Source organism: Pseudomonas sp. CFBP2511 (assembly GCF_030209255.1).
Lineage (GTDB): Bacteria > Pseudomonadota > Gammaproteobacteria > Pseudomonadales > Pseudomonadaceae > Aquipseudomonas > Aquipseudomonas avellanae.
This window is the reverse complement of the sequence record NZ_JARVSI010000006.1, coordinates 25925-49858: the sequence shown is the minus strand read 5'-3', so window position 1 is coordinate 49858 and position 23934 is coordinate 25925. Positions and strand designations below refer to the sequence as shown.

The window sequence follows — 23934 nt, the reverse complement described above, 5'->3', positions numbered from 1 at the left end:
CAAAGTCAAGCGGTTTAATTTTCTTCGATCCTCATAAACACGCCTCAATCGTCCCTGCGAGCCGCAAGGCAGAGCCTCGCGCCTCTGATTAAAATGCCATCGGCAAAAAACTTATTCGGTGGTTTTTGATTTTTCAGGCGCGCGCCTGCTTGACCTGTTGAGCGATCGGCGTCTAAATATAAATATATTGTCAGTACTGAATAAATATTCAGGTGCTTTCCAGAACAATAAATATTCGCCGCGTGGCCAGCCCCACAGGAGCCGCTCCATGAATGCCTTCCGCTACGATGCCCAGCAGATCAAAGAACAGGCACGCCTGATCAGGCGCAATGTCATCACCCTGAACGCCGGATCGCCTGCGGGAGGGCACACGGGTGCCGACCTTTCGGAAACCGACATTCTGGCCACGCTGTATTTCCGTATTCTCGACATCAGCCCCGAGCGCATCGAAGACCCGGCGCGGGATATCTACATCCAGAGCAAAGGCCACGGCGTCGGCGGCTTGTATTGCTGTCTGGCCCAGGCCGGGTATATCCCCGAAGCGTGGCTGCCTGAATATCAGCATTTCAACTCGCGCCTGCCGGGCCACCCGGTGCGGCAAAAAACGCCGGGTATCGAGCTCAATACCGGTGCGCTGGGGCACGGTCTGCCGGTTGCGGTGGGCCTGGCGCTGGCGGCGAAAATGTCCGGGAGCAACAAGCGCATTTACGTGCTGACCGGCGATGGCGAACTGGCGGAAGGCTCGAACTGGGAGGCGGCAATGGCAGCCGCCAAGTACGGCCTGGACAACCTGTTTGTGATCGTCGACAAAAACAAACTGCAGCTGGCCGGTCTGACGGCAGAGATCATGCCGCTGGACCCACTGGATGCGAAATGGGCGGCGTTTGGTTTCAAGGTCAGCGAGTGCGATGGCAACGATGTCGGCCAACTGGTGACGGCGCTGGAACACATGCAACTGCGCAAAGGCGCGCCTCAGGTGCTGATCGCCCACACCATCAAAGGCAGGGGCGTGTCATTTATCGAAGGGCGGCCTGAATGGCACCACCGGGTGCCGAAAGGTGATGAAGTCAGCGCAGCACTGGAGGAGTTGAATCATGTCGAGTGAGCATTTTGCCAGCGTGATGGTGGACGCGTTCATCGCGGCCGTTGACGAAGGCCTCGACCTGGTGCCGGTGGTCAGCGATTCGACGTCCACCGCCAAGATCGGCCCCTTCATGCAGCGCTTCCCGGAGCGCGTGATCAACGTCGGCATCGCCGAGCAGTCGCTGGTCAGTGTGTCTGCGGGCCTGGCGCTGGGCGGCAAGATCGCCGCCACCTGCAACGCTGCGCCGTTCCTGATTTCCAGGGCCAACGAGCAGGTCAAGGTCGATGTCTGTTACAACCAGGCCAACGTGAAAATGTTCGGCCTCAATGCGGGCACCAGCTACGGGCCGTTGGCGAGTACCCATCATTGTCTGGACGACATTTCGGTCATGCGCGGCTTTGGCAACGTGCAGATTTTCGCCCCGTCCGACCCGCTGGAGTGCCGGCAGATCATCGATTACGCCCTGCGTTATCACGGCCCGGTGTACATCCGCCTCGACGGTAAGCCGTTGCGTGAACTGCATGACCCCGGCTATCGCTTCGTACCGGGAAACGTGGATATTCTGCGCCAGGGTTCAGACCTGACCATCGTCGCACTGGGTTCGGTGGTGCACGAGGCGGTCGACGCTGCGGCGCAGCTGGCGGAGCAGGGGCTCGACGCGCAGGTCATCAACCTGTCTTCGATTCGCCCGCTGCAGCGTGATGCGCTGCTCAGCGCCCTGAGCGGCAGTCGCGGGGTGATTACTGTTGAGGAACATAATATCAACGGCGGGCTTGGCAGCCTGGTGGCCGAATTGCTGGCCGAGAATGCACTTGGCATTACCCTGATTCGCCTCGGCATTGGTGATGGCGAATACGCAGCAGCGGGTGCCCGTGAGCCGACGCGTGCCTTGCATGGTATCGATGCGGACGGCATTGTCGCGGCTGCTGCACGTTTGCGTTAGGGGCATTTCTGCATGTCGAGTATCCAGAGCATGAATCAACACTCTCCGCTGATTCTGGCCATCGATGAAGGCACCAGCAACGCCAAGGCCGTGCTTGTCAACGAACAAGGGCAAGTCGTCGCTCGTGGCTCGCGGCCCTTGAGTATCAGCCACCCGCAAGCCGGTTACTCGGAGCAGGACCCGCTGCTGATCTGGCAGGCCACGCTTGAGGCCATTGCAGACTGCATGACTGGTCTGCAGCGCCCGATCAGCGCGTTGGCCATCAGCAATCAGCGCGAGTCGGTGGTGGCGTGGGACCGGGTCAGCGGGGCACCGTTGTCGCCCTGTATCAGTTGGCAGTGCCGTCGCTCGTTGCCGCTGTGCAATGAACTGCATGCGCAAGGTCACGAGGCCATGATTCTGGCCAGAACCGGTCTGGCGCTGGACCCGATGTTTTCCGCAGGCAAGATGCGCTGGATTCTCGACCATCTGGACGACGGTCACGCTCGCGCAGCGGAAGGCGAAATCTGTCTGGGGACAGTCGACAGTTGGCTGCTCTGGAAACTCAGCGCAGGGCAAGCATTTGCAACCGATTATTCCAACGCAGCACGTACTCAACTGTTCAACCTGCAGACCTGCGACTGGGACCCGCAATTGCTTGAGCTGTTTTCGATCCCTGCTGCTGCGCTGGCCACCATTCAACCCAGTGCCGGCCTGTTTGCTCATACCGCGGCGTTCGGCGGGCTCGACGCCGGTATTCCGATTCTGTCGATGATTGGCGATTCGCATGCGGCGCTGTACGGGCAGGGCGGTTTTGCCCCCGGACTGGTCAAGGCCACGCTCGGGACCGGTTCTTCATTAATGACGCCGATGGCAGGACCCATAGCCTCTCGCCACGGGCTGTCGACGACACTGGCCTGGCACGATGGCGCAGCGTCAACTTATGCAATGGAAGGCAACATTGTGCACACCGGCGCAGCGGTGCAATGGGCTGCGCGGCTGGTGGCCGGCGAATCCATAGAGGCCCTGAGCGAACAGGCCGCGCAATTGGCCGACAATGGCGGCGTCTACTTTGTACCGGCGCTGTCCGGCCTGGGCGCGCCACATTGGCAGGCCGACGCCCGAGGGCTGATTTGCGGCCTGACGGAAGGCAGTTCTGGCGCACACATCATGCGTGCGGCTCTGGAGTCCATCGGCTATCAGATTCGCGACGTTTTCGACGCCATGCAGGCCGACATCGGCAGCCCGCTCAAGGAGCTTTGGGTAGACGGCGGAGCGACCCGCAACCGCTGGCTCATGCAATTTCTCGCCGACCTGCTGCAACGTCCGGTCATCCGCAGCCTGTCACCGGAAGTCTCGGCACTGGGCGCGGCACACCTGGCAGGCAAAGCCCTCGGCCTCTGGAATGACGCCGCCGACCTGCAAGCACTGGAAAGACAGCGCGAACGCTTCGACCCCGTTCCCGGCAGGGATCTGGAGGGTGTGTATCAGGAGTGGCAGAAGGCTTTGGGGCGGGTGGTGTGTTGAGGGGGTTGAGCTAGAAGTTTCGCTTAACGCATCGAAATCATTGCAATGGCAGCGCAGGTTGGCACAGGCCTAACGCCTTGCGACTTCACCGTTGCGCCAGAATACTCGCCAGCAACCCCGGAAAGCGGCTCTCCAGCACCTGCGTGCGCAGCGAGTTCATGTGTGTGGTGCCGATGTTGCGCGTTTGCACAAGCCCGGCATCGCGCAATACCCGGAAGTGGTGGGACATGCTGGATTTCGGTCGGCCACCGTCCAGCTCGCCGCAGGTGGCTTCGGTCACACCTGCCAGGCAGCGCACGATGCCCATGCGTACAGGGTCGCTCAACGCATACAACAGGCGCTCAAGGGTGAGGTCTTCAGGTTCGGGGTGTTGGAAGGTTCGCATGGGGTGCATGATATCAGGGCTTCCGTTCATTGCCATAGTTCGATTACCATCGAACAACTGAAAACCAAAGTCATCTGGCCTACGGGAGCTTTCCAATGTCTGCATTGTTCGAACCCTTCAAACTGAAAGACGTCACGCTGCGCAACCGAATCGCTATTCCACCGATGTGCCAATACTCGGCAATCGACGGTGTCGTCAATGACTGGCACCACGTTCACCTGGCCAGCATGGCGCGTGGTGGTGCGGGTTTGCTGGTGGTTGAAGCCACCGCCGTTGCACCGGAAGGGCGTATCACCCCCGGTTGCACCGGTATCTGGAATGACGAGCAGGCGCAGGCATTCGTGCCGATCGTCAAAGCCATCAAGGATGCCGGTTGCGTGCCGGGCATCCAGATCGCCCACGCAGGCCGCAAGGCCAGCGCCAACCGCCCATGGGAAGGCGACGACCACATTGTCGCTTCCGATTCGCGTGGCTGGGACACCATCGCTCCGTCCGCCATTGCCTTCGGCGCCAACCTGCCGAAAGTGCCGCGCGCCATGACCCTGGACGACATCGCCCGCGTTCGTCAGAACTTCGTCGATGCTGCCCGTCGTGCCCGCGATGCCGGCTTTGAGTGGATCGAGCTGCACTTTGCCCACGGTTATCTGGGGCAGAGTTTCTTCTCCGAGCACTCCAACCAGCGTACCGACGAGTACGGCGGCAGCTTCGATAACCGCAGCCGTTTCCTGCTTGAAACGCTGGCGGCAGTGCGTGAAGTCTGGCCAGAAAATCTGCCGTTGACGGCACGCTTTGGCGTGCTCGAATACGACGGCCGTGACGAACAGACCCTCACCGAGTCGATCGAACTGGCGCGTCGCTTCAAGGCCGGCGGTCTGGACCTGTTGAGTGTCAGCGTCGGTTTCAGCACGCCGGACGCCAACATCCCGTGGGGGCCTGCGTTCATGGGGCCGATTGCCGAGCGTGTGCGTCGTGAAGCGGCTATTCCGGTCACCAGCGCCTGGGGTTTTGGCGAGCCGAAACTGGCCGAAGAAGCGGTTAAATCCGGCCAGCTTGATCTGGTTTCGATAGGCCGTGCGCACTTGGCCGACCCGCATTGGGCGTACTTTGCAGCGAAAGAACTGGGCGTCGAAAAGTCGGCCTGGACCTTGCCTGCGCCTTACGCTCACTGGCTTGAGCGTTATCGCTAACGCAAACGTCTAGCAATGACTGGGCTGCACCGTTTAACGCTGCCAGCCCAGCATTGCGTCCAGCAATCTGACGTAAACCGAAACTATCTGAAACAGAACGTTGACAGCCAAAATTAAGTGTAATAATGTCGTCGACACATTAAGTCTTTAACGGATTTCTCACCATGCCAACCAGTAGTCGTTTTGTGGTTGCCGTCCATACGCTGGCCGCTCTGGCCGTCAGCGACGGAAGGCCGCTACGTTCCGAAGACCTTGCCTATTCGGCAAATACCGGCGCTGTGGTGATTCGTGGGCTGCTGTCCCGGCTGAGTACGGCGGGGCTGACACGTTCGCAACTGGGTGCTGGTGGCGGTGCCTTGCTGGCCAGGCCTGCAGAGAAGATACGCTTGCTGGACGTTTACGAAGCGGTCGAGGATACCGAGCTGTTCTCGTCACACCGGATGGCGCCCTGCGAACAATGTGCTGTCGGGGGCAACATCCTGGAAGCCCTGGCACCCACGTTGGGTCGCGCTCGTACTGCACTTGAAGATGAGCTCGCGAAAGTGACGGTTGCGGACATCGCAGCAGAAGTGGCGCGACTTGGTAAATTCACTGTCCCGTTAACATGGTGACAGTTTTGATCATAAATGTCGGTGTGACGTAAACATATCGTCACTTAAAGGTTGTACCGGCCCGGATTCACTTACAACGCTGTTCGTTTCAAGACGACTTACCTTTTCCAACCCTTCACACAATCAGGAACACATCATGACTATCGGTATTATCGGTTCTGGCGCGCTGGGCTCAGGCATTGCTCGTATCCTTGCCAGCAAAGGCATTTCGGCCATTATTTCAAACAGTCGCGGCCCGGAGTCGCTTGCCTCGCTGGTCAGGGAGCTCGGCGGGTCCATCAAGGCGGGCACCGCAGAAGAAGCCGCACGTGCAGATATCGTCTTCGCTGCAGTGCGCTGGGTGGATGCGGAAAAAGTATTGAGCAGCCTGCCGGCCTGGGAAGGGCGCATCGTGATCGATGCAACCAACCCGGTGGAATTTATCGATCCAGACTCCACTGATGCAAACGACCCGACCAACCCGCTCGCGGCCTATGGCATCAAGGCGGTAGATTTGCATGGTAAGTATTCAAGCGAAATCTTTCGCCAGTTCGTTCCGGGCGCGCGGGTCGTCAAGGCGTTCAATCACCTTGATGCCAATGTGTTCTCGGCGCCTGAAGTAACGGGCGGCAAGCGCGTGCTTTTCTATTCGGGTGATGATGCTGCGGCAAAAACAGAAGTGCGCAAGATCATTGAGGACACCGGCTTCGTTCCGGTCGATCTGGGCACCCTTGATGTGGGCGGCCCGCTGGCATCGCTTCCGTTCGGTCCGCTTGCTGCGCAGAACTTTATCCGGGTCTGACAGGATATTGATGCAAAGAACCCTATCAGTAAGCTTTACTTGCGCCGCACCCGCGGCGCAATACCGGTCAGTTGCTGGCGAGCGCACGCCCAGGCCAGGTGCAGGGCGCTGCGCAGTGCCACGGCATCGGCGGTCATGATGCGTACCGACACGCCGCAATCGTTCGGCAGGGCGCTGACGCCCAAGTAACTCTCGGGAACGACGCGCAATGCGTCGCGCAAGGCCCGTTTCAACTCATCCACCGGTAAATCCTGACCCACCAGCATGAAGGTTGCCAAGGCCTGCAGCTCTGCGCTGACGCCCGGCAAACGACGTTGCAGGTCGGCGCCGGTCAACGCCAGCCGGTCACCCGCCAGTAACGTTCCGGCCGGGCACCGTATGTGCAGATCGGCGCGATAGAAGCCGGGTAATCCTGCGCTGCCTGGCGGGACGTGCAAGCAAAACGCGTCGCAGAGCATCACCCGTGCGTTCGGGTGCAGCGTGACGTTTACCACACTGTGCAGTCGTGCCTGCGGGAACAGAATGGTCGCCATCGGCAAATATTCCAGCAGTGCGCCGGCCTCGGCGATCAGCGTGACGGTCTGCCGCGCGGGTTGTTCAAGCATGCTGTGCGCGACCGTTGCCGCGCCAGTGCTGACATGCACCTGCGTGTGCGGCCCGGCGTGCAGTTGCAGGTGCAGCGTTTCCCCGGCAAACAGGCCGCCAGAACACGACTGCAGATAGATCGCCGCCATGCCGGGCGGGTCTTGCGGCAGCTTCAGCGTGCGCCCGAGGTGGAAAGGGTAGCCGACCTCCTGGCGAGACACATAACTGATGCCCGAAGGCGCTTTGCTAAAGGCAATGTGTGCCGTGGCTTTTTTACAGATGGGCAGTAACGACGAGTGGGCGTTCATGGGCGATCAAACAGTACGGCGCGGCTGATGGCTTCGACCACTTCATCCACGCCTTCACCTGTGGCGCAGTTGGTGAACAGCACCGGTCTGCCGTTTCTGGCCTCAGCGGACTCGCGACGCATGCGCGGCAGGTCGACGCCGACGTAGGGCGCCAGGTCATATTTATTGACCACCAGCAGGTCACAGTTCAACACGCCGGGGCCACGTTTGCGCGGGATGTCATCGCCACCGGCGACGTCGATAACGAAGATCCAATAGTCCACCAGGTCCAGCGAAAAGGTCGACGCCAGGTTGTCGCCGCCGGACTCGATCAGCACCAGGTCGAGATTGCCGAAACGTGCTTCAAGTTCGTCGGCCATTTGCAGGTTGAGGGTCGGGTCTTCGCGGATGGCGGTGTGCGGGCAGGCACCGGTTTCCACGGCGCGCACCCGCTGCGGGTCGATCAGACCGCTGCGCTGCACGCGCTCGGCGTCTTCGCGGGTGGCCAGGTCATTGGTGATGATCGCCAGCTCGATGCCTCGCGCGATAAAACGTGGAATCAGTTGCTCCAGCAAACGGGTCTTGCCCGAGCCTACCGGGCCGCCGATCCCGACGCGCGCGGCGCCGGGGTGGGGTTGTGTGTTGGCGTGCAGGGCAGGTGTATTCAAGGGCAAGCTCATGCTCAGGTTTCCTGTGCGATAAGGGTTTCAGCGCAGCATGTAGCGCTGCGCGAGGGGCACTTCGCTGACCGGCTCGCAATAAAGGCGCTCGCCGTCGGCATACACATCGAAGGTTTGCGGGTCGACGCGGATGTCCGGGCAGGCATCGTTGTGCAGCATGTCGGACTTGCGCAACGTGCGAGTGCCGAACGCAGGCAGCAGCTTTTTCTTGAGCCCCAGCCGGGTCGCAGTGTCGGCCTCGACGGCCAGGCGGTTGACGAAGTTGACCGACAGCGCCTGTTTCGCTTCACCGAATGCGCCCCATTGCGGGCGCATCACCAAGGGTTCGCAGGTGTACAGCGAGGCCGCAGAATCGCCCATCACGCCGTGCACAATAAAGCCGCCTTTGACCACCAGTTCCGGCTTGATGCCAAAGAACGCCGGGCGCCACAGCACCAGATCGGCCAGTTTGCCGGGCTCCAGCGAGCCGATGTAGCTGTCGATGCCGAACACCCGCGCAGCGTTGATGGTGTATTTGGCGATATAGCGCTTGATCCGTTCGTTGTCGCCCAGTGCCGTGGTTTCTTCCGGCAGACGGCCGCGCTGATCCTTCATTTTCGACGCCAGTTGCCAAGTGCGGCAGATGACTTCGTTGATGCGCCCCATGCCCTGGCTGTCGGAGCCGAGGATCGAAATCGCCCCGGTGTCGTGAAGAATGTCTTCGGCGGCGATGGTCTGCGGGCGCACCCGCGACTCGGCGAACGCCACGTCTTCCGGCACGTCCGGGTTGAGGTGGTGGCAAACCATGATCATGTCCAGGTGTTCGTCGAAGGTGTTCACCGTGTAAGGGTTAGTCGGGTTGGTGGAGGAGGGAATGCAGTTGCTTTTGCCGGCCACGCTGATGATGTCCGGCGCATGCCCACCGCCAGCGCCTTCGGTGTGATACATGTGGATGGTGCGGTCGCCGATGGCCGCCAGTGTGTCTTCGAGAAACCCGGACTCGTTCAGCGTGTCGGTGTGCAACTGGACCTGAAAATCGTACTCGTCGGCGACTTTCAGGCAGGTGTCGATAACCGCCGGCATAGCGCCCCAGTCTTCATGAATCTTCAGCCCCAGACAGCCGCCGCGCAGTTGCCCGAGCAGCGATTCGGGCTTGCTGGAATTGCCGCGCCCTAGAAAGCCGAAGTTGATCGGCCACGCTTCGGCGGCCTGTAACATCTTGCCGACATTCCATTCGCCGCCGCAGTCGATACCCACGGTAATCGGCCCCAGCGAGCCGCCGATCAGTGTAGTCAGGCCCGCCGCCAGTGCGTGATCGCAAAGCTGAGCCGAATCGAAATGCACATGCACGTCGATGCCGCCGGGCGTGACGATCAGGCCCTCGGCATCGCGCACGGTGGTGGCGACGCCGCAGATCAGTTGCGGGTGTACGCCGTCCATGATCTGCGGGTTGCCGGCCTTGCCGATGGCGACGATCTTGCCGTCCTTGATGCCGATGTCGCCTTTGACGATGCCGATCACCGGGTCGATGATCAGCGCATTGCAGATCAGCATGTCGAGTGCCCCGTCGGCGCTGTCATGACCGGGCATCAGTCCCATGCCGTCGCGCAGGGTCTTGCCGCCGCCGTGCAGGCACTCATCGCCGGGCGTCGAGTGGTCGAATTCGACCTCGGCCAGCAGCGAGGTATCGCCCAGACGCACCGCATCGCCCGTGGTGGGGCCGTACATGGCGGCGTATTCCTTGCGGGTCATCGTCGCCATGCCTCAGGCTCCCTTGAAATGTTGGGCGCGGGCACGCTCCAGCGCTGCGCGTTTGCAGGCCGGGTCGTGCAGGTTGCCGTTGGTCAGGCCGCTGAAGCCGTGAATGTCGCCGGTGCCGCCGAACTGCACCAGTTGCACCTCGCGCAACTCACCGGGCTCAAAGCGCACTGCGGTGCCGGCGGGAATGTCGAGGTGCATGCCGAAGGCTGTTTCGCGGGGGAAATCCAGCGCCTTGTTGACCTCGAAGAAGTGGTAGTGGCTGCCGATCTGCACCGGCCGGTCGCCGGTGTTGATCGCGCGCAGGGTTGCGATCGGTCGGCCGTTGTTAAGCTGGATATCGCTGTTCGGCGACAGTATTTCGCCAGGTGTCGGCATGGCCGCCAGCGGCAGCTTGCCTGGCCGGATCGGCTGGTGCACGGTGACCAGTTTGGTGCCGTCCGGGAAGGTGCCTTCGACTTGCAGCACCGGCAGCAGGTCGGCGACCCCCGGCATGACGTCGTCGGTGTTGAGGATCGTCGAGCCGAAACCGATCAGCTCGGCAACGCTGCGACCTTCACGCGCGCCTTCAAGAATTTCGTCGGCGATCAGCGCCGAGGCTTCCGGGAAGTTCAGGCGCAGGCCCTTGCCACGGCGTTTGCGCGACAGCTCGGCAGCGGTGTACAGCGTGAGCCGTTCAAGCTCGGTTGGGGTCAGCAGCATGGCGGGGTTCCCGGTTCAATTGGCAAACAGGCGCAGGTCCTGGGTTTCGTGGCGCATAACGGCGATTTCGGCCATCGGCGTGAAGCCGCAGGCGTCTTCCGGTTCGGGCGGCTCCAGCGCCAGCAGCTCGGTGATCAGCGGCTGGATATCGGTCAGCACCCGTTGTGCATCGATGTGGCCCATGACCCCGAGACGTACGGCGGCGCTGACCAGCCCGGTACACAAACCGTGCGCGGCAGCCAGCTGGCAGTGTTCACGGTGCATGCCCAAGCGGTTCCAGAGCAGGCCTTGCAGCACCGGCAAATGCCCCGGCGTGTTGCCTGCCCGCACCTGTTGCTGATAAGCCGCCGCCCCCGGCGTACCCAGCGCGACATGCACGCCCAGCAGCGCTTGCCCGACACGCCGCGAGCCTTGGCGCAACTCCTCGGCGAGGGTCAGGGCTTCGATTTGCGCGTCCAGGTTTGTCAGCGCAGAAACGTCATCGGCAGCACTCCATGCCGCGAGCAGAAACACCCGGTCAAAACTGTGCCAGCGATGGCGCAACTGGCCTTCGACAAAACCGCGCACTGCGGCGCTGCGGTCCAAACGGACTGCCCGTTGACGACGTCGCGCGGTGACCCTTTCGCCTGCCCCCAGTCGTCCGTCGGCCACCAGTGTTTCCAGCCCCCAAGACCACGCCACTGCGCCGCCGGGAAAGAAACTGTCGGCCTGTTGCAGGGCCAGCAGCAGGCTACTCAAGGTGTTCATGCGCGTCGCACCCGGCCGTCTGCGAGCATCGGTGCCAGGCGCTCAAGGTAATCCGCTTCAGGCCCATTGAGCGGAATCTGCAACGTGTCACCGGCAAAGCGCACCGCCCAGTGCATGTTGCCGGCGAAGTAACCCAGTTCCAGCGCCGCCGCCGAGTCTCTTGGCAACAGGTCGAGGTAGTGCTGATCCTGCATCTGCACAACGATGGCGCGCTGACTGTCGAGCATCAGCACCGAGCCGTTACGCAATTGCTGATGGCGCTCCAGGCGGATGGCGCAATCGGTGCCCCGGTCGCTGGCCAGGCGCAGGCGATGCCGCTGGATGTCGCTGCCCGACAGGCTCAGGGTTTCCACCTGGCCGGCGTGGCTCAGGTCGTGCAGGCGGTCGGCGAGGGCAGGGTCGCTGGCCTGGCCGAGAATGCGGTCGAGTATCAGCATGGCGATGGCTCCGGTGTTCGGTTCAGATGGTCAGGTAGCGCAAAATGCGCTCGCGATCGACGGTTTCGCGGACTTCGCTGTGCACGAATTCGCCTTTCTCGATGATCAGGTAGCGGTCTGCCACGGCCATGGCGAACGACAGCACCTGCTCGGAAACAATCAGCGAAAAACCACGTTCCTTTTTCAGCAGGTTGAGCGCCTTGGCGATGTCCTTGATGATTGATGGCTGAATGCCTTCTGTGGGTTCGTCGAGCACCAATACCTTGGGGTTGGAAACCAGTGCCCGTGCGATGGCCAGCTGTTGCTGCTGACCGCCGGAGAGGTTGCCGCCCTTGCGTCGGCGCATCTCGAACAGCACCGGGAAGTATTCGAAGATGTAGTCGGGAATCGGCGCGGCAGGCGCGCCCTGCATGCCGGAGAGGATGTTTTCCTCGACGCTCAGGTAGGGAAATATCATCCGCCCCTGGGGCACAAAACCGACGCCGGCCGCGACCCGCTCGTAGCTCTTGCTGCCGATCAGTTCCTGCCCGGCCAGCGTGATGCTGCCGCTGCGAGCTGGCAGCATGCCCACCAGGCTGCGCAACAGCGTGGTCTTGCCCATGCCATTGCGACCCATGATCGCCAGCGATTCGCCTGGCGCAAGGTCCAGGCTTAGGTCGCGCAACACGTGGCTGTCGCCGTAATACACGTTGAGGTTGGAGACGTTCAGCATGTTCAGTGCCCCAGATAGACGTCGATGACGCGAGGATCTTTCTGCACCTGATCCATCGAGCCGTAGGCCAGGGTCTTGCCCTGATGCAGGACGGTGACTTTGTCGGCCACCGATTTCACGAACTCCATGTCGTGCTCGATAATCACCATGGCCCGACCTTTGGCGATGAGTTTGAGCAGCCCGGCGGTTTTCTCCCGTTCGCCCGCGCTCATGCCGGCCACCGGTTCGTCCAGCAACAGTAATTCCGGACGCTGCATCAGCAGCATGCCGATCTCCAGCCACTGTTTCTGGCCGTGGGACAGCAGCCCGGCCTTGCGCCCTAACTGGTCCTTGAGAAAGATCATCTCGGCGGTTTGTTCGATCTCGCTGTTTAGCGCGGCATTCTTGCCGGCGAACAGGCAGTTGAAGATGCCGCGTTTGTCCGGCGAAGAAATATCAAGGTTTTCACGCACGGTGAGGTCTGCGTACACCGACGGGTTTTGAAACTTGCGCCCCACGCCCGCGCGGGTGATCTGGTACTCGATCATGGTTTCCAGTTGCAGGTCCTTGAAACGAATCCGGCCTGCGCTGGGGCGGGTTTTGCCGCAGATCATGTCGAGCAGGGTGGTCTTGCCCGCGCCATTGGGGCCGATCACCACATGCACCTGGTTTTCCTCGACATAGAAGTTGAGGTTGTCGACCGCCTTGAAGCCGTCGAATGACACGGTCAGGTCTTCGACACTCAGTAACATCCCGCTCATGACTGCACCTCCTTGTTGCTCAGGCGTTGCAGCAAGCCGGCCAGCCCGGTTGGCAGGAACAGCACCACGCCCATGAACAGAAAGCCGATGAAGTATTGCCAGAAACTCACGAAGTTCTCCGACAGATAGGTTTTGGCCGCGCCGATCAGCAACGTGCCGTACACCGCACCGACCAGGGACAGACGACCGCCCAGCGCGGCGTAGATGACGATTTCGGTGGACGGAATGATGCCCACCAGTGACGGCGAGGCCAGGCCGACCTGCAAGGTGAACATCACGCCACCCAGCGCCGAGATCAGCGCTGCTACGGCAAAGATGAACGCCTTGAACAGCGCGGTGTTGTAGCCGGAAAAACGCACCCGGTCTTCGCGGTCACGGATCGCGACGATCACCTTGCCCAGGCGGCTGCGCAGGATGAACCCGCACATCGCTACGCTGGCCAGCAGCAACAGCGTGGTGATCAGGTAGAGAATCCACGGCGTCTGCTGCGTTTGCAGGCTCAGGCCGAACACGGTCTTGAAGTCGGTCAGGCCGTTGACGCCACCGGTGTAGCCCTGCTGGCCGATGATCATGATTGACATGATCGAGGCCAGCGACAGGGTGATGATCGAGAAGTACACACCGCCGACGCGTTTCTTGAAGTAGGCGTAGCTGAACAGAAACGCCAGCAGCGCAGGCAGGATCAGAATTGCAGCCAGAGTGAAGGTTGCCGACTCGAATGGCTTCCACCACCAAGGCAGGGCTTCGACGCTGTTCCAGATCATGAAGTCCGGCAGGGCCGAGCCGTAGAACGCGGCGAGGGCGCTGGCAGCTTCGTCGGTGGCGGTGGCTTCCAGCTTCAAGTACATCGCCATCATGTAGCTGCCCAGGCCGAAAAAGATCCCCTGGCCGAGGCTGAGAATGCCGCCGTAACCCCAGATCATCACCATGCCCACGGCGCAGAACGCCAGGCTCAGGTATTTGCCCGCCAGCCCGAGACGGAAGTCGCCCAGTATCAGCGGCAGTACCACCAACAACAGGAGGGAGAGCCAGATCAGGCTGTAACGCTCGATCAGCGGCAACCAGCCCGCGCTCAGCCAGCCTGCTCGGCCCGCTTTGACCGGCGTCGCGGTCAGCGGCTTTTCAGTCATGTTGTTCATCTCAACGTCTCACTTTCGTGGCGAACAGGCCGTTGGGGCGGAAGAACAGCAGCACGATGACCACCAGCAAGGTGATCGCCTTGGCCATGGAACCGGTGGTCAGGTATTCCAGCGAGATCTGCGTCTGGCCGATGGCGAAGGCCGACAGGAACGTGCCAAGTAAGCTTTCAACACCGCCGAACACGACGACGATGAAGGTGTCGACCAGATACTGCTGGCCGCTCACCGGACCGGTGGAGGCGAGCATGGTGAACGAACTGCCGGCGATGCCCGCCAGGCCGCAGCCCAGCGCGAAGGTCACCGAATCGACCCGCGCCGTGCTGATCCCGGCGGCACCGGCCATCGCCCGGTTCTGGGTCACGGCACGGATGCGCAGGCCCCAGCGGCTGCGGTACAGAAACACAAACACGGCAGCGGCGATGACGAAGGTCAGGCCGATGATAAAAATCCGGTTGAGCGGCAGCTCCAGGCCCTCGCTGACTTTCCAAGCGCCCTGCAGCCACTGCACAGTGGGCACGCTGACTTCCTTGGGGCCGAACACCTGACGAAACAGTTGTTGCAACACCAGCGACAGGCCCCAGGTGGCCAGCAGCGTGTCCAGCGGGCGGTTGTACATGAAGCGAATGAAACAGCGCTCCAGCAGAAAACCAAAGGCAAACGTCACCAGGAAGGCCACCCCGATGCCGATGATGAAGTACCAACCCATAAGCTCGGGAAAGTAGCGCTGAAACACCACTGAAGTGACGTAGGTCGCGTATGAGCCCATCGCCATCAGTTCACCGTGGGCCATGTTGATCACGCCCATCAGGCCGAACACGATGGTCAGCCCGAGTGCCATCAGCACCAGCACCGAAAACAGCGAAAACCCGCTGAAGACTTGCATTACCAGCGTATCGAGAGTCATGCCGTCGTTACCTGTGGCTGCACATTGACGAAAGCGGGCGCGAAGCGAGTCGCGCCCGGCCCGGTATCAGAGTTTCGGAAACGGGTTGGGCTCGATGGGCGCGGACTCGTAGATCACGTCCACCTGGCCCTGCGCATTGAGCGTGCCGATGCGCGCGCGTTTCCAAAGGTGATGGTTGTCCTTGTGCACCTTGATCTCGCCTTCGGGGGCGTCGAGGGTCAGTTCCGAGGACGCGGCAATGACGGCCGGTACCTCAAAGCTGCCGGCTTTCTCGACCGCCTTCTTCCACAGGTACACGGCTGTGTAGGCTGCTGCCATCGGGTCACCGACCACGCGCTGCTGGCCGTAGCGCGTTTTGAAGGCCTGCACGAATTTCTCGTTGACCGGGTTTTTCAGGCTCTGGAAGTAGCTCATGCAGGTCAGGAAGCCGACGAGGTTTTCAGCACCGATGCCGGTGACCTCTTCCTCGGTAACGGCCAGCGCCATCAGCGTCTGATTACTGCTGTCGATCCCGGCAGCCTTGAGCTGTTTGTAGAATGCGACGTTGGAGCCGCCGACGACGGTCGACAGCACGATGTCCGGTTTGGCGACCTTGATCTTGTTGATCACCGAGGAGAATTCGATAGCCCCCAGCGGCAGGTAATCTTCACCGACGATCGAGCCGCCCTGTTTCGTCACCGAGGCGCGCGCCAGCTTGTTGGTGGTGCGCGGCCAGATATAGTCGGAGCCGACCAGATAGACGCTTTTGCCTTTGTTGGCCATCAGCCAGCTCACGGCTGCCAGGGTTTGCTGCGAGGCTTCCGCGCCGGTGTAGATAATGGCCGGGGATTTTTCCAGGCCTTCATAGAAGGTCGGGTAGTAGAGCAGGCCCTTGTTGCGCTCGAAGACCGGCAGCACCGCTTTGCGCGACGCCGAGGTGAAGGCGCCAAAGGTCACCGCAACGTGATCGTTTTCCAGCAGTTTGCGCGCTTTTTCGGCGAAGGTTGGCCAGTCGCTGGCACCGTCCTCGATGATCGGCTCGATGGTTTTACCCATCACACCGCCGCTGGCGTTGATCTCCTCGATGGCGAGCTTTTCGGCGTCGACCACCGAGGCTTCGCTGATCGCCATGGTGCCGGTCAGCGAGTGGATTATCCCGACCTTCACAGCGTCGGCCGCCTGCGCCTGACTGATCAGGGAAAACGGCAGCAGGCTGATCGCGCCCAGCAACAGAGCATGCTTGATCAAACGGCGTTTGTCGTTGTGCATTCACTTCTCTCCCAGGAATAAAAAAAGCCCGACGTCCCGGCCAAATCAATGGGCGGGAGGTCAGGCTTCTGTGCCGAATCTGGCGGGACAAACTGTGTCCGATCCAGTCGTACGCGAGGTGTCTCCCTACTTGCCAAGGGGGCGTAGGGCAAACAGCTGGCGCGATGTCTCAGAAGAGACTTAGCAAGCACAGTGCCAAGTGCAGAAACAGCCTTTTACACCAGAAATCGAGTGTGGGCGCAGGGCGTCCCTTCATCTATTGCACGAATAAACCGCCATGCGCCGCTTTGGCGCGAACCCGACTTTTGCGCACCAAAAACGTGAGGCTGCGCACGCTTTTTCCGTAACGCGCGCGCTTTCAATGGCTGAAATGCGATGCTTTTGTGTGCGAACCGGGCGACGCTTCGCTTGTTCGCGAAAGCGATGTGTCATGCGACACAACCCTTGCGAATGTACGCCCATCCCTGCAAACAAATGCCTGTTACGTCAGCACCGCCCCAGCCAGCAGACACACAAATCATCAACACCCACACACCCCGCATGGCCCGCTATCTGCATGACTGCCAGCAGATACCCTCGCAGGGTCCCTTGCCACACGCCCATTCTCGGCAGGTGTGGAAGGCCCCTCGCATGACTGGTCCTGACACTGTCGTCACGCCAGCCCCAGGCACAACCGCCTGAGAGCCACCGTTGAATTCACGGTTTTTCGCTCAGCACTCTTCCAGACCCCGGCCAATGGCGGGCGTCTCTCCTCACGTTGAACAAGGTTTATAGGCATGGTTGACCCGTCGATCCGCATAGGAGGTCTGTTTTCCAATACCGGCGTTACCGCTGCCGGTGAGTGTTCAACGATGCGCGGCGCACAGTTTGCTATCCATCAGATCAACGCGGCCGGTGGCGTGAATGGCTGCCCTCTGGAGCTGATTCTGCGCAATCCCGATTCCACGCCTGCGCTGTTTGCCATGCACGTCGAATCATTGATCCGCGACGAAAACCTGCGGTTTTTCTTCGGCTGCTACACCTCGGCGGCGCGCAAGGCCGTGTTGCCGGTGGTGGAACGTTACAACGCATTGCTGCTGTACCCGGTGTACTACGAGGGCTTCGAGTATTCGCGCAACATCATCTACACCGGGGCCACGCCGAACCATAACGCCGTGCCGCTGGGCAATTACATGTTCGACCACTTCGGCAGCCGCGTGCTGATGATCGGCTCCGAGTACGTTTACCCCTACGAAACCAATCGGCTGATGAGCGACCTGCTCTACGAGCGGGGCGGCAGCAAACTGGGCGAGTATTACCTGCCGCTGAAAAACGCCCGGGCCGAAGACTTCGCCAGGCTGATGGTCAAGGCGCGGGAGCTGAAACCGTCGTTCATCTTCTCCACGGTGGTCGGTGACACCATGGCTCACCTGTACCAGGCCTACGCCGACGCCGGGTTCGACCCCGCCGTCATGCCGATTGCCAGCGTGACCACCAGTGAAACCGACATTCAGCAAATGGGCGTTCATCTGGGCGCCGGGCACATATCGGCGGCGACCTATTTCCAGTCGATCGACACGCCACTCAATCGCCAGTGCATTGCCCACTATCGGGAGATGTTTGGCCAGCATCAGATCACCGACCGCTGCTGGGAGGCTGCCTACTTTCAGGTTCACCTGCTGGCCAAGGCGATAGCCCGAGCGGGCAGCACCGAAGTGGAAGATGTGCTGCAGACCATGCGCGGCCTGGAATACGACGCGCCGCAGGGTCGTGTGCGTATCGATGAACACAACCATCACACTTACCTGTATTCGCGGATCGGCCGGGCCAACGCCGAAGGGCAGTTCGACATTCTCTACGAAAGCCAGAAAGCGCTGAAGCCCGACCCTTACGCCGTTGCGCCGGATTTCAGGGGCTGGTCCAGCCTGACCGGGAGGCGTCCATGACTCTGCGTGCCGCCAAGAAACGCCTGCGCAATGACAACGCAGGCGGCATCAAGGACCTGCGCGACATCAGCGTGCTGGTGATCCACCCGGATGACGAAGACGGTCGCAACCTGATCGCCCAGTTGCAGCGCATCGGTTGTCAGGTGCGGGTGCAGTGGCCGATCCCCGAGCGACTGCACAGCGAGGCCGACGTGATCGTGCTGGCGGTGTCACCGGAGAGTCTGTCAACCAACACGCCGTGGCTGTTGCACAGCGCAACGCCACCGATCATCCCGGTGATCGCCTATGAAAACCCGATCATCGTCGAGGCGCTGGTGCAGCTCAACGCCTGTTCGGTGATCCCTTCACCGGTCAGGTCGTTCGGCCTGCTGACGGCGCTGGCGATAACCTTGAGCCAGGCGCGCAAAACCCGCGAGCGGGAAAAACACGTCAAGCGTCTGGAAGGGCGCATGGCGGTGATGCGTACCGTGCAGCAGGCAAAAATCATCCTGATGGAAACCAAGGGGCTGTCTGAAATAGACGCTTACAACGCACTGCGCGATCAGGCCATGGCCAAGCGCGAGCCGGTGGAAAAGATCGCCGAGGCGCTGGTCAAGGCCCATGAATTGTTTCAACAGGCCTGCTCCTGAGCAGGTTTTGACGAGCGACGAGTGTCGGCCTGCGGGCCTGATCCTCTTCTGCGTGGACGCTTGCCATACGCCCTGACCCGGCAGGTATGGAACACCGCGTGGCGACCGGCATGGACAACGGCGTCCTCCGGATCGAGCCCAGGCCTGCGCATCCTGCTCAGGCGGCTCCAGTCAGTGCCTGCCCGACCTCGGGCGGTCCTTACCGTTATCTGGAGAACATCATGTCCGTAAAACGCCCCAGCAAAGCCGATTTTCTGATTGCCGCTCAGGACCACGGGTACGAGTTGTCCGACAGCCAGATGGCGTCATTCCTGAATCTGGCTGACGAAACCCTGAGTTCCTACGAAGCCATCGATGCGTTATACGCTGCCCACGTCGCACAGCCCACGCCGGTACGCGAGCACAGCAAGCCGGCAGATGCCGAAAACCTGCACGGTGCCTGGTACGTAAAAACCCACATCGTCGGTGCGCCAAACGGTCCTCTGGCGGGCAGAACGGTGGTCATCAAGGACAACGTTTCAGTGGCGGGCGTGCCGATGGCTAATGGTTCTTTGAGCCTTGATGGCTACGTGCCGTCTGAAGACGCCACGGTGGTCAAACGCCTGTTGGCCGCTGGTGCGACGGTGGTCGGCAAGTCAGTGTGCGAAGACCTGTGTTTCTCGGGAGCCAGCTTTACCTCGGCCAGCGGCGCGGTGAAAAACCCGTGGGACCTGGCCCGCAACGCGGGCGGCTCGTCCAGCGGCAGTGCCGTGCTGGTTTCGCTGCAAGAGGTCGACATGGCCATTGGCGGCGATCAGGGCGGTTCGATCCGTATGCCGTCGGCGTGGAGCGGCATCGTCGGGCACAAGCCGACGTACAGCCTGGTGCCTTACACCGGTGCTTTCCCGATTGAACGCACCATCGACCATGTCGGCCCGATGGCCAATAACGTGCGCGACTGCGCGGTGATGCTCGACGTGATCGCCGGTGCCGACGGTCTCGATTCAAGGCAGAAGAATCCGCCAGCGGTCAGTTGTGTCGCGACCCTGGATCAAGGCGTTGCCGGCCTGAAAATTGGCTTGTTGCGCGAAGGTTTCGCCATCCCTGGCATGTCCGAGCCGCAGGTGGACGCGCTGGTCAAAGCTGCCGTGGCACAACTGCAAAGCCTCGGGGCCACGGTCGGCGAGGCAAGCGTGCCGTGGCACCATGGTGTGGCGCTGGACATGTGGAACGTCATCGCAACTGACGGCGCGGCGTACCAGATGCTGCAAGGCAATGGCTACGGCATGAACGTCGACGGCTACTACGACCCCGAGATCATGAGCTACTTCGGCGCCAAGCGTCGCGAACACGCCAACACGTTGTCCAGCAGCGTACGCGCTGTGGCGCTGACCGGGCATTACAGCCTGAACAACCTGCACGGTGCCTACTACGCCAAGGCGCGCATGCTGGTGCCGGAACTCACTCGCCAATACGACGAAGCGTTCAAGGACTTTGACGTGCTGGTGATGCCGACCATGCCGTTCGTGGCGACCCCGTTGACCGCCGCCGATGCGCCGATTGAAGAATACGTGCACAGCGCGCTGAACATGCTCGCCAACACCGCACCGTTCGACCTGACCGGCCACCCGGCCACCTCGATCCCGGCCGGTCTCGCCGATGGTCTGCCGGTCGCGATGATGATCGTCGCACCGCGTTTTCAGGATGCTCTGGCATTGCGCGTCGCGCAGGCCTACGAGCAGGTTCGCGGCGTGTTTCCGAGGCCGCCGCGTGTTTGAAAAACGATAGAAATCGTTGAAGACTGTAGAAGGCCTGAACCCGGTTCAGGCCTTCTGCTTTTCGAGAAACAATCGACGCTTGTGTGTCGGGTCAGATGCTCATCTGTTGCTCTCTTCAAGTGTTGGCCGCACCTTCAACCGGCAGTATTGCCAATTCGCTTTCCAGCTCTTCGTCTTCCCCAATAGCAGAAGCTGGCAAACGCTTGGAAACTGTAACGCCCAGCGCGACGAATTTGTCCACGGTCTTGGTCAGGCTGCCGTGATCTCCTTTCAGTGTGGTGATGCTTTCGTTATAGCTTTTCTGCACTGTTGCAATTTGATTGCCCAGTTTGTCCATTTTTTCCACGAAAACCCGCAACTTGTCGTAGACCTTGGTCGCCATGGTAGCGAGCTGTAATGTGCTGCTGTTCTGGCGCTGGATACTCCAGAGGTTTGAAACGACGCGAAGTACTGGCAGCAATGTCGTCGCCGTGATGATCGCGATACGTTTTTCATAGGCCGCCTGAAAAACGCCCGGGCTGTGCTCTGCGGCAACCAGATAGGCAGGCTCGACCGGCATGAACAAAAATACGAAGTCAGGCGAATTAATGCCGTTAAGGTCGGTGTACTTTTTGTCGGAGAGGCCGTTGATATGATTCTTGAGGGCAAGAACGTGTGCAGACAACGCTCGGGTGCGTTCTTCGTCAGTTTCGGCGGACACGTACTCCGTATAGGCGACCAGTGACATCTTGCTGTCAATGATGATGTGTTTGCCTTCGGGCAAATTGACGACAAAATCCGGTCGATTGTTTCCAGCCTCATCATTCTTGAAGTTGGCCTCACGGTGATACTCGAACCCTTTGCGCAATCCGGCCTGTTCAAGCAGCATTTCGACCTTCTGTTCGCCCCACGTGCCCTGCAGCTTCTTGTCGCCTTTGAGTGCCTTGGTAAGGTTTGATGCTTCCGTGGTGATCTGGGCATTCAGCTCCATCAGCTTGACCAGCTCGTTTTTCATCGAGCTTTGTCCTTGCACTGTGTCGGAGTGAACCTGATCTACCCGCTGGCGAAATGAGTCGAGTTGGTCCTTGAATGGTTTCAGCAACGTATCCAGGCCTTGACGACTCTGTTCGGAGAAACTCTGCTGCTTGCTGTCGAAAATCTGATTGGCAAGGTTTTGAAATTCTTGCTTGAGCTGAACCTTGTTGTCTTCAAGTAGCTGCAGTTTCTCGGCGGCGGAGTGCTGGTCACGCGCGTGACGCATGTTGACTTCTGCGAGGCTTTGCTTAGCGAGGCTCAATTCATCTCGCACCACGCCCAATTCTTTATCGCGCTGCACCAACGTGCCTCGCAACACATCAAGTTGCTCTTTCTGTTCCGCAGCCTGACCCAACTGTTCACGCTGCTTTTTGAATTCTTCCTCTGCTTTTTCGATACGGGTTTGTGAGTTGGCGTGGGCAGCCTTCAATTCTTGCAGTTGGTTAGCCTGTTCGGTGCTTTGTCCGAGTTGTTCGCCTTGCTTTTGCAATTGCAGTTGAGCAGCTTCCAGCCGCATCTGATGCTGCGCGAGTATTTGCTTAAGCTCCTCCAGTTGTCTTGTTTGTTCCTGACCCTGGCCAACTTGCACCCTGAGTTCTCCGAGCTGCATTCTTAGTTTGTTGGATTCCAGGCTGCGATTTTCGGCGAGGGTGGTTACCTCAGTGAGTTGCTCGACTTTGTCGGACATGCGCTGCTTTTCTGCCTCCAGCGACGCCTTGAGTTCGCCGAGCTGAATACTGAGTTGTCTCTCGACGTCCCGGTGACGCCCAATGTCCTCGTTGAGCAGTGCCAACTCGCGTTGGTGCTCTTCCTGCTCATGAAGCATCTGTTGTTCTCGCTGGTGCGCGAGCGCTGCATCATTCAACAATTGTTGATGTTCAGCTTGATGCGCTGCCTTCAGTTCGGCGAGCTGTTGTGCAAGCTTGCTGGCTGCCACACGGCTGTTGATCCAGAAGCCAATACCCAGAAATAGCAAGCTGAAGAGCCCGATCAGAGCAGGTGTCAAATATTGCTGTGCCATCGGTACGTCCGTTTATCGCTGGGTTAGGATCCAAAATGATGGCACGTTGTTAGTTGTCTGAGAACTGCAAAAGCCATTTTTAGACCACGGCACCCGGATATTTTGCACAGCGAAGGCGTTAAACCGGTTTTCAGGGCTTCCAGATCTCGACATCGCCCGCATCCACTGCCTTGGGCAATAGGCCCGCTGCAAAGAAGGCGTCGGCGATCTTCTGTTGTTCGCCCAGTTCGTCGCGCTTCACGGGCTGGATCTGATAGCTGCGATGGCTGTTGGCGATTTCGACTGTTTCGATGTCCAGATTGCCCCACAAAGGGCTCAGCACCTGCGCGGCGTCTTTCGGGTTGGCCTTGAGCCAGTTTCCGGTCTTGTGCAACTGATCGTAAACCACGCTGAGCACCTGCGGATGAGCCTTGGCGTAGCCGGTGCCGGTCAGGTAATAGCGTTTGTAACTGGCCAGCCCGCTGCCGTCCGCCAGGGTGCGGGTTGGCAACTGGCGCTGTGCGCTGGTCAGAAAGGGTTCCCATGTCACCCAGGCATCAACCTTGTGGTTCTCGAAGGCGGCTCGCCCGTCGGCGGGCGAAAGGTAGGCGGGCTGAATGTCTGAAAATGCCAGACCGGTTTTTTGCAGGGCCGCGATCAGCAGGTAGTGAGAACCCGCTGCCTTGGTTACGGCGACTTTTTTGCCCTTGAGGTCAGACAGTTGCTGCACGGCCGAGTCTTTGTGAACGATGATCGCCTGGGCCGAAGGCGAGGCTGCTTCCTGTGCAAAGTACGTCAGCCTGGCCTGCGCCGCCTGAGCAAAAATCGGCACGGTGTCGGCCACGTCCGCGCTGATGTCGACATTGCCCACGTTCAGCGCTTCCAGCAGCGGCAGACCGCTCGGGAACTCATGCCAGGTGACGTTTACATGCTGTGGCGCGAGGGCTTTTTCGAGCGTGCCCTGGGTTTTCAGCAGGGTGATCAGTGTCGATGATTTCTGGTAGCCGATCCTTAGCGTTTCCTGAGCCTCGACGGGGAGGGCGATGCACAGAGCCAGCGCCGCAAACAATCCTGCCAGCAGCGGGCGACGGTAGCCGGGTGAGGTGTTTTTTATCGGTCTGGACATGGCTCGCTCGGTATTTTAGAGATGATGCTGAGGGTCAGGAATCGTATCCTGCGCAGCCTAACGGGGTT

23 protein-coding genes are annotated in these 23934 nt (G+C 60.4%); 9 read left to right on the top strand and 14 right to left on the bottom strand.

Annotated elements, in window-relative coordinates:
• Positions 1-268: 268 nt before the first annotated feature.
• Genes QRN38_RS04875 through QRN38_RS04865 form a run of 3 tightly spaced genes read left to right on the top strand, consistent with a single transcriptional unit; the run spans position 269 to position 3533 of the window.
• Entirely contained in the window at positions 269-1105 is an 837-nt protein-coding gene (locus QRN38_RS04875) for a transketolase (protein ID WP_057419222.1), read from the top strand.
• Entirely contained in the window at positions 1095-2027 is a 933-nt protein-coding gene (locus QRN38_RS04870; protein WP_054090984.1) for a transketolase family protein, read from the top strand. Before QRN38_RS04875 ends, QRN38_RS04870 begins: the two co-directional genes overlap by 11 nt.
• A 30-nt stretch (positions 2028-2057) precedes the next feature.
• A complete protein-coding gene (locus QRN38_RS04865; RefSeq protein ID WP_057419223.1) occupies positions 2058-3533 on the top strand; it encodes an FGGY family carbohydrate kinase in 1476 nt (491 codons plus the stop codon).
• Between the two features lie 85 nt (positions 3534-3618).
• Here the strand turns inward: QRN38_RS04865 and QRN38_RS04860 are convergent, their stop codons facing one another.
• Positions 3619-3954 carry an ArsR/SmtB family transcription factor gene (locus QRN38_RS04860; protein ID WP_005770289.1) on the bottom strand — a complete coding sequence of 112 codons (336 nt, stop codon included), beginning with the start codon at positions 3952-3954 and terminating at the stop codon, positions 3619-3621.
• A 59-nt stretch (positions 3955-4013) separates the two neighbouring features.
• On the opposite strand from QRN38_RS04860, the gene QRN38_RS04855 reads away from it, so the two are divergent.
• The 3 genes from QRN38_RS04855 (at position 4014) to QRN38_RS04845 (ending at position 6497) form a co-directional block, all read left to right on the top strand.
• Entirely contained in the window at positions 4014-5105 is a 1092-nt protein-coding gene (locus QRN38_RS04855) for an NADH:flavin oxidoreductase/NADH oxidase (RefSeq protein ID WP_011103986.1), read from the top strand.
• Between the two features lie 164 nt (positions 5106-5269).
• Positions 5270-5716, top strand: a complete 447-nt coding sequence (locus QRN38_RS04850; protein ID WP_007246906.1) for an Rrf2 family transcriptional regulator — start codon at positions 5270-5272, stop codon at positions 5714-5716.
• A gap of 136 nt (positions 5717-5852) precedes the next feature.
• Positions 5853-6497, top strand: coding sequence for an NADPH-dependent F420 reductase (locus tag QRN38_RS04845; RefSeq protein WP_057419224.1), 645 nt, complete (start codon positions 5853-5855; stop codon positions 6495-6497).
• Positions 6498-6532: 35 nt separating this feature from the next.
• Here the strand turns inward: QRN38_RS04845 and QRN38_RS04840 are convergent, their stop codons facing one another.
• The 11 genes from QRN38_RS04840 to urtA form a co-directional block, all read right to left on the bottom strand.
• Positions 6533-7390: an urease accessory protein UreD gene (locus QRN38_RS04840; RefSeq protein WP_057419225.1), complete on the bottom strand. Its 858-nt coding sequence runs from the start codon at positions 7388-7390 to the stop codon at positions 6533-6535.
• A complete protein-coding gene (gene ureG, locus QRN38_RS04835; RefSeq protein WP_057419226.1) occupies positions 7387-8049 on the bottom strand; it encodes an urease accessory protein UreG in 663 nt (220 codons plus the stop codon). The genes QRN38_RS04840 and ureG overlap by 4 nt, the downstream gene beginning before the upstream one ends.
• 27 nt (positions 8050-8076) lie before the next feature.
• Positions 8077-9789: an urease subunit alpha gene (ureC, locus tag QRN38_RS04830; protein WP_024666170.1), complete on the bottom strand. Its 1713-nt coding sequence runs from the start codon at positions 9787-9789 to the stop codon at positions 8077-8079.
• Positions 9790-9792: 3 nt separating this feature from the next.
• Complete coding sequence (locus QRN38_RS04825; RefSeq protein WP_057417954.1) at positions 9793-10488, bottom strand: urease subunit beta; 696 nt, start codon at positions 10486-10488, stop codon at positions 9793-9795.
• 15 nt (positions 10489-10503) lie between these two features.
• Complete coding sequence (locus QRN38_RS04820) at positions 10504-11235, bottom strand: urease accessory protein UreF (RefSeq protein ID WP_044393087.1); 732 nt, start codon at positions 11233-11235, stop codon at positions 10504-10506.
• On the bottom strand, positions 11232-11672 hold the full coding sequence (gene ureE / locus QRN38_RS04815) for an urease accessory protein UreE (protein ID WP_003376859.1): 441 nt from the start codon (positions 11670-11672) through the stop codon (positions 11232-11234). The genes QRN38_RS04820 and ureE overlap by 4 nt, the downstream gene beginning before the upstream one ends.
• Before the next feature lie 22 nt (positions 11673-11694).
• Positions 11695-12384 carry an urea ABC transporter ATP-binding subunit UrtE gene (gene urtE / locus QRN38_RS04810; RefSeq protein ID WP_057417955.1) on the bottom strand — a complete coding sequence of 230 codons (690 nt, stop codon included), beginning with the start codon at positions 12382-12384 and terminating at the stop codon, positions 11695-11697.
• A 2-nt stretch (positions 12385-12386) separates the two neighbouring features.
• Entirely contained in the window at positions 12387-13124 is a 738-nt protein-coding gene (gene urtD, locus QRN38_RS04805; protein WP_057417956.1) for an urea ABC transporter ATP-binding protein UrtD, read from the bottom strand.
• Complete coding sequence (gene urtC / locus QRN38_RS04800) at positions 13121-14263, bottom strand: urea ABC transporter permease subunit UrtC (protein WP_005770310.1); 1143 nt, start codon at positions 14261-14263, stop codon at positions 13121-13123. Before urtC ends, urtD begins: the two co-directional genes overlap by 4 nt.
• 1 nt (position 14264) lies before the next feature.
• A complete protein-coding gene (gene urtB / locus QRN38_RS04795) occupies positions 14265-15167 on the bottom strand; it encodes an urea ABC transporter permease subunit UrtB (protein WP_057417957.1) in 903 nt (300 codons plus the stop codon).
• A 66-nt stretch (positions 15168-15233) separates the two neighbouring features.
• The gene (urtA, locus tag QRN38_RS04790; RefSeq protein WP_007246896.1) at positions 15234-16415 is read right to left on the bottom strand and encodes an urea ABC transporter substrate-binding protein; all 1182 of its coding nucleotides are present in this window, start codon (positions 16413-16415) and stop codon (positions 15234-15236) included.
• A 776-nt stretch (positions 16416-17191) separates the two neighbouring features.
• On the opposite strand from urtA, the gene QRN38_RS04785 reads away from it, so the two are divergent.
• The 3 genes from QRN38_RS04785 to QRN38_RS04775 all read left to right on the top strand — a co-directional run bounded on the left by QRN38_RS04785 (position 17192) and on the right by QRN38_RS04775 (position 20726).
• Positions 17192-18340: a transporter substrate-binding domain-containing protein gene (locus QRN38_RS04785; RefSeq protein WP_057417958.1), complete on the top strand. Its 1149-nt coding sequence runs from the start codon at positions 17192-17194 to the stop codon at positions 18338-18340.
• On the top strand, positions 18337-18969 hold the full coding sequence (locus QRN38_RS04780) for an ANTAR domain-containing response regulator (protein ID WP_007246894.1): 633 nt from the start codon (positions 18337-18339) through the stop codon (positions 18967-18969). The genes QRN38_RS04785 and QRN38_RS04780 overlap by 4 nt, the downstream gene beginning before the upstream one ends.
• Positions 18970-19055: 86 nt before the next feature.
• Positions 19056-20726 (top strand): amidase, encoded by a 1671-nt coding sequence (locus tag QRN38_RS04775; protein WP_174518557.1) that lies wholly within the window; start codon positions 19056-19058, stop codon positions 20724-20726.
• 115 nt (positions 20727-20841) lie between these two features.
• Here the strand turns inward: QRN38_RS04775 and QRN38_RS04770 are convergent, their stop codons facing one another.
• Entirely contained in the window at positions 20842-22761 is a 1920-nt protein-coding gene (locus tag QRN38_RS04770; protein ID WP_054090994.1) for a DNA recombination protein RmuC, read from the bottom strand.
• A gap of 130 nt (positions 22762-22891) precedes the next feature.
• Positions 22892-23866, bottom strand: a complete 975-nt coding sequence (locus tag QRN38_RS04765) for an aliphatic sulfonate ABC transporter substrate-binding protein (RefSeq protein ID WP_007246891.1) — start codon at positions 23864-23866, stop codon at positions 22892-22894.
• Positions 23867-23934: the final 68 nt, after the last annotated feature.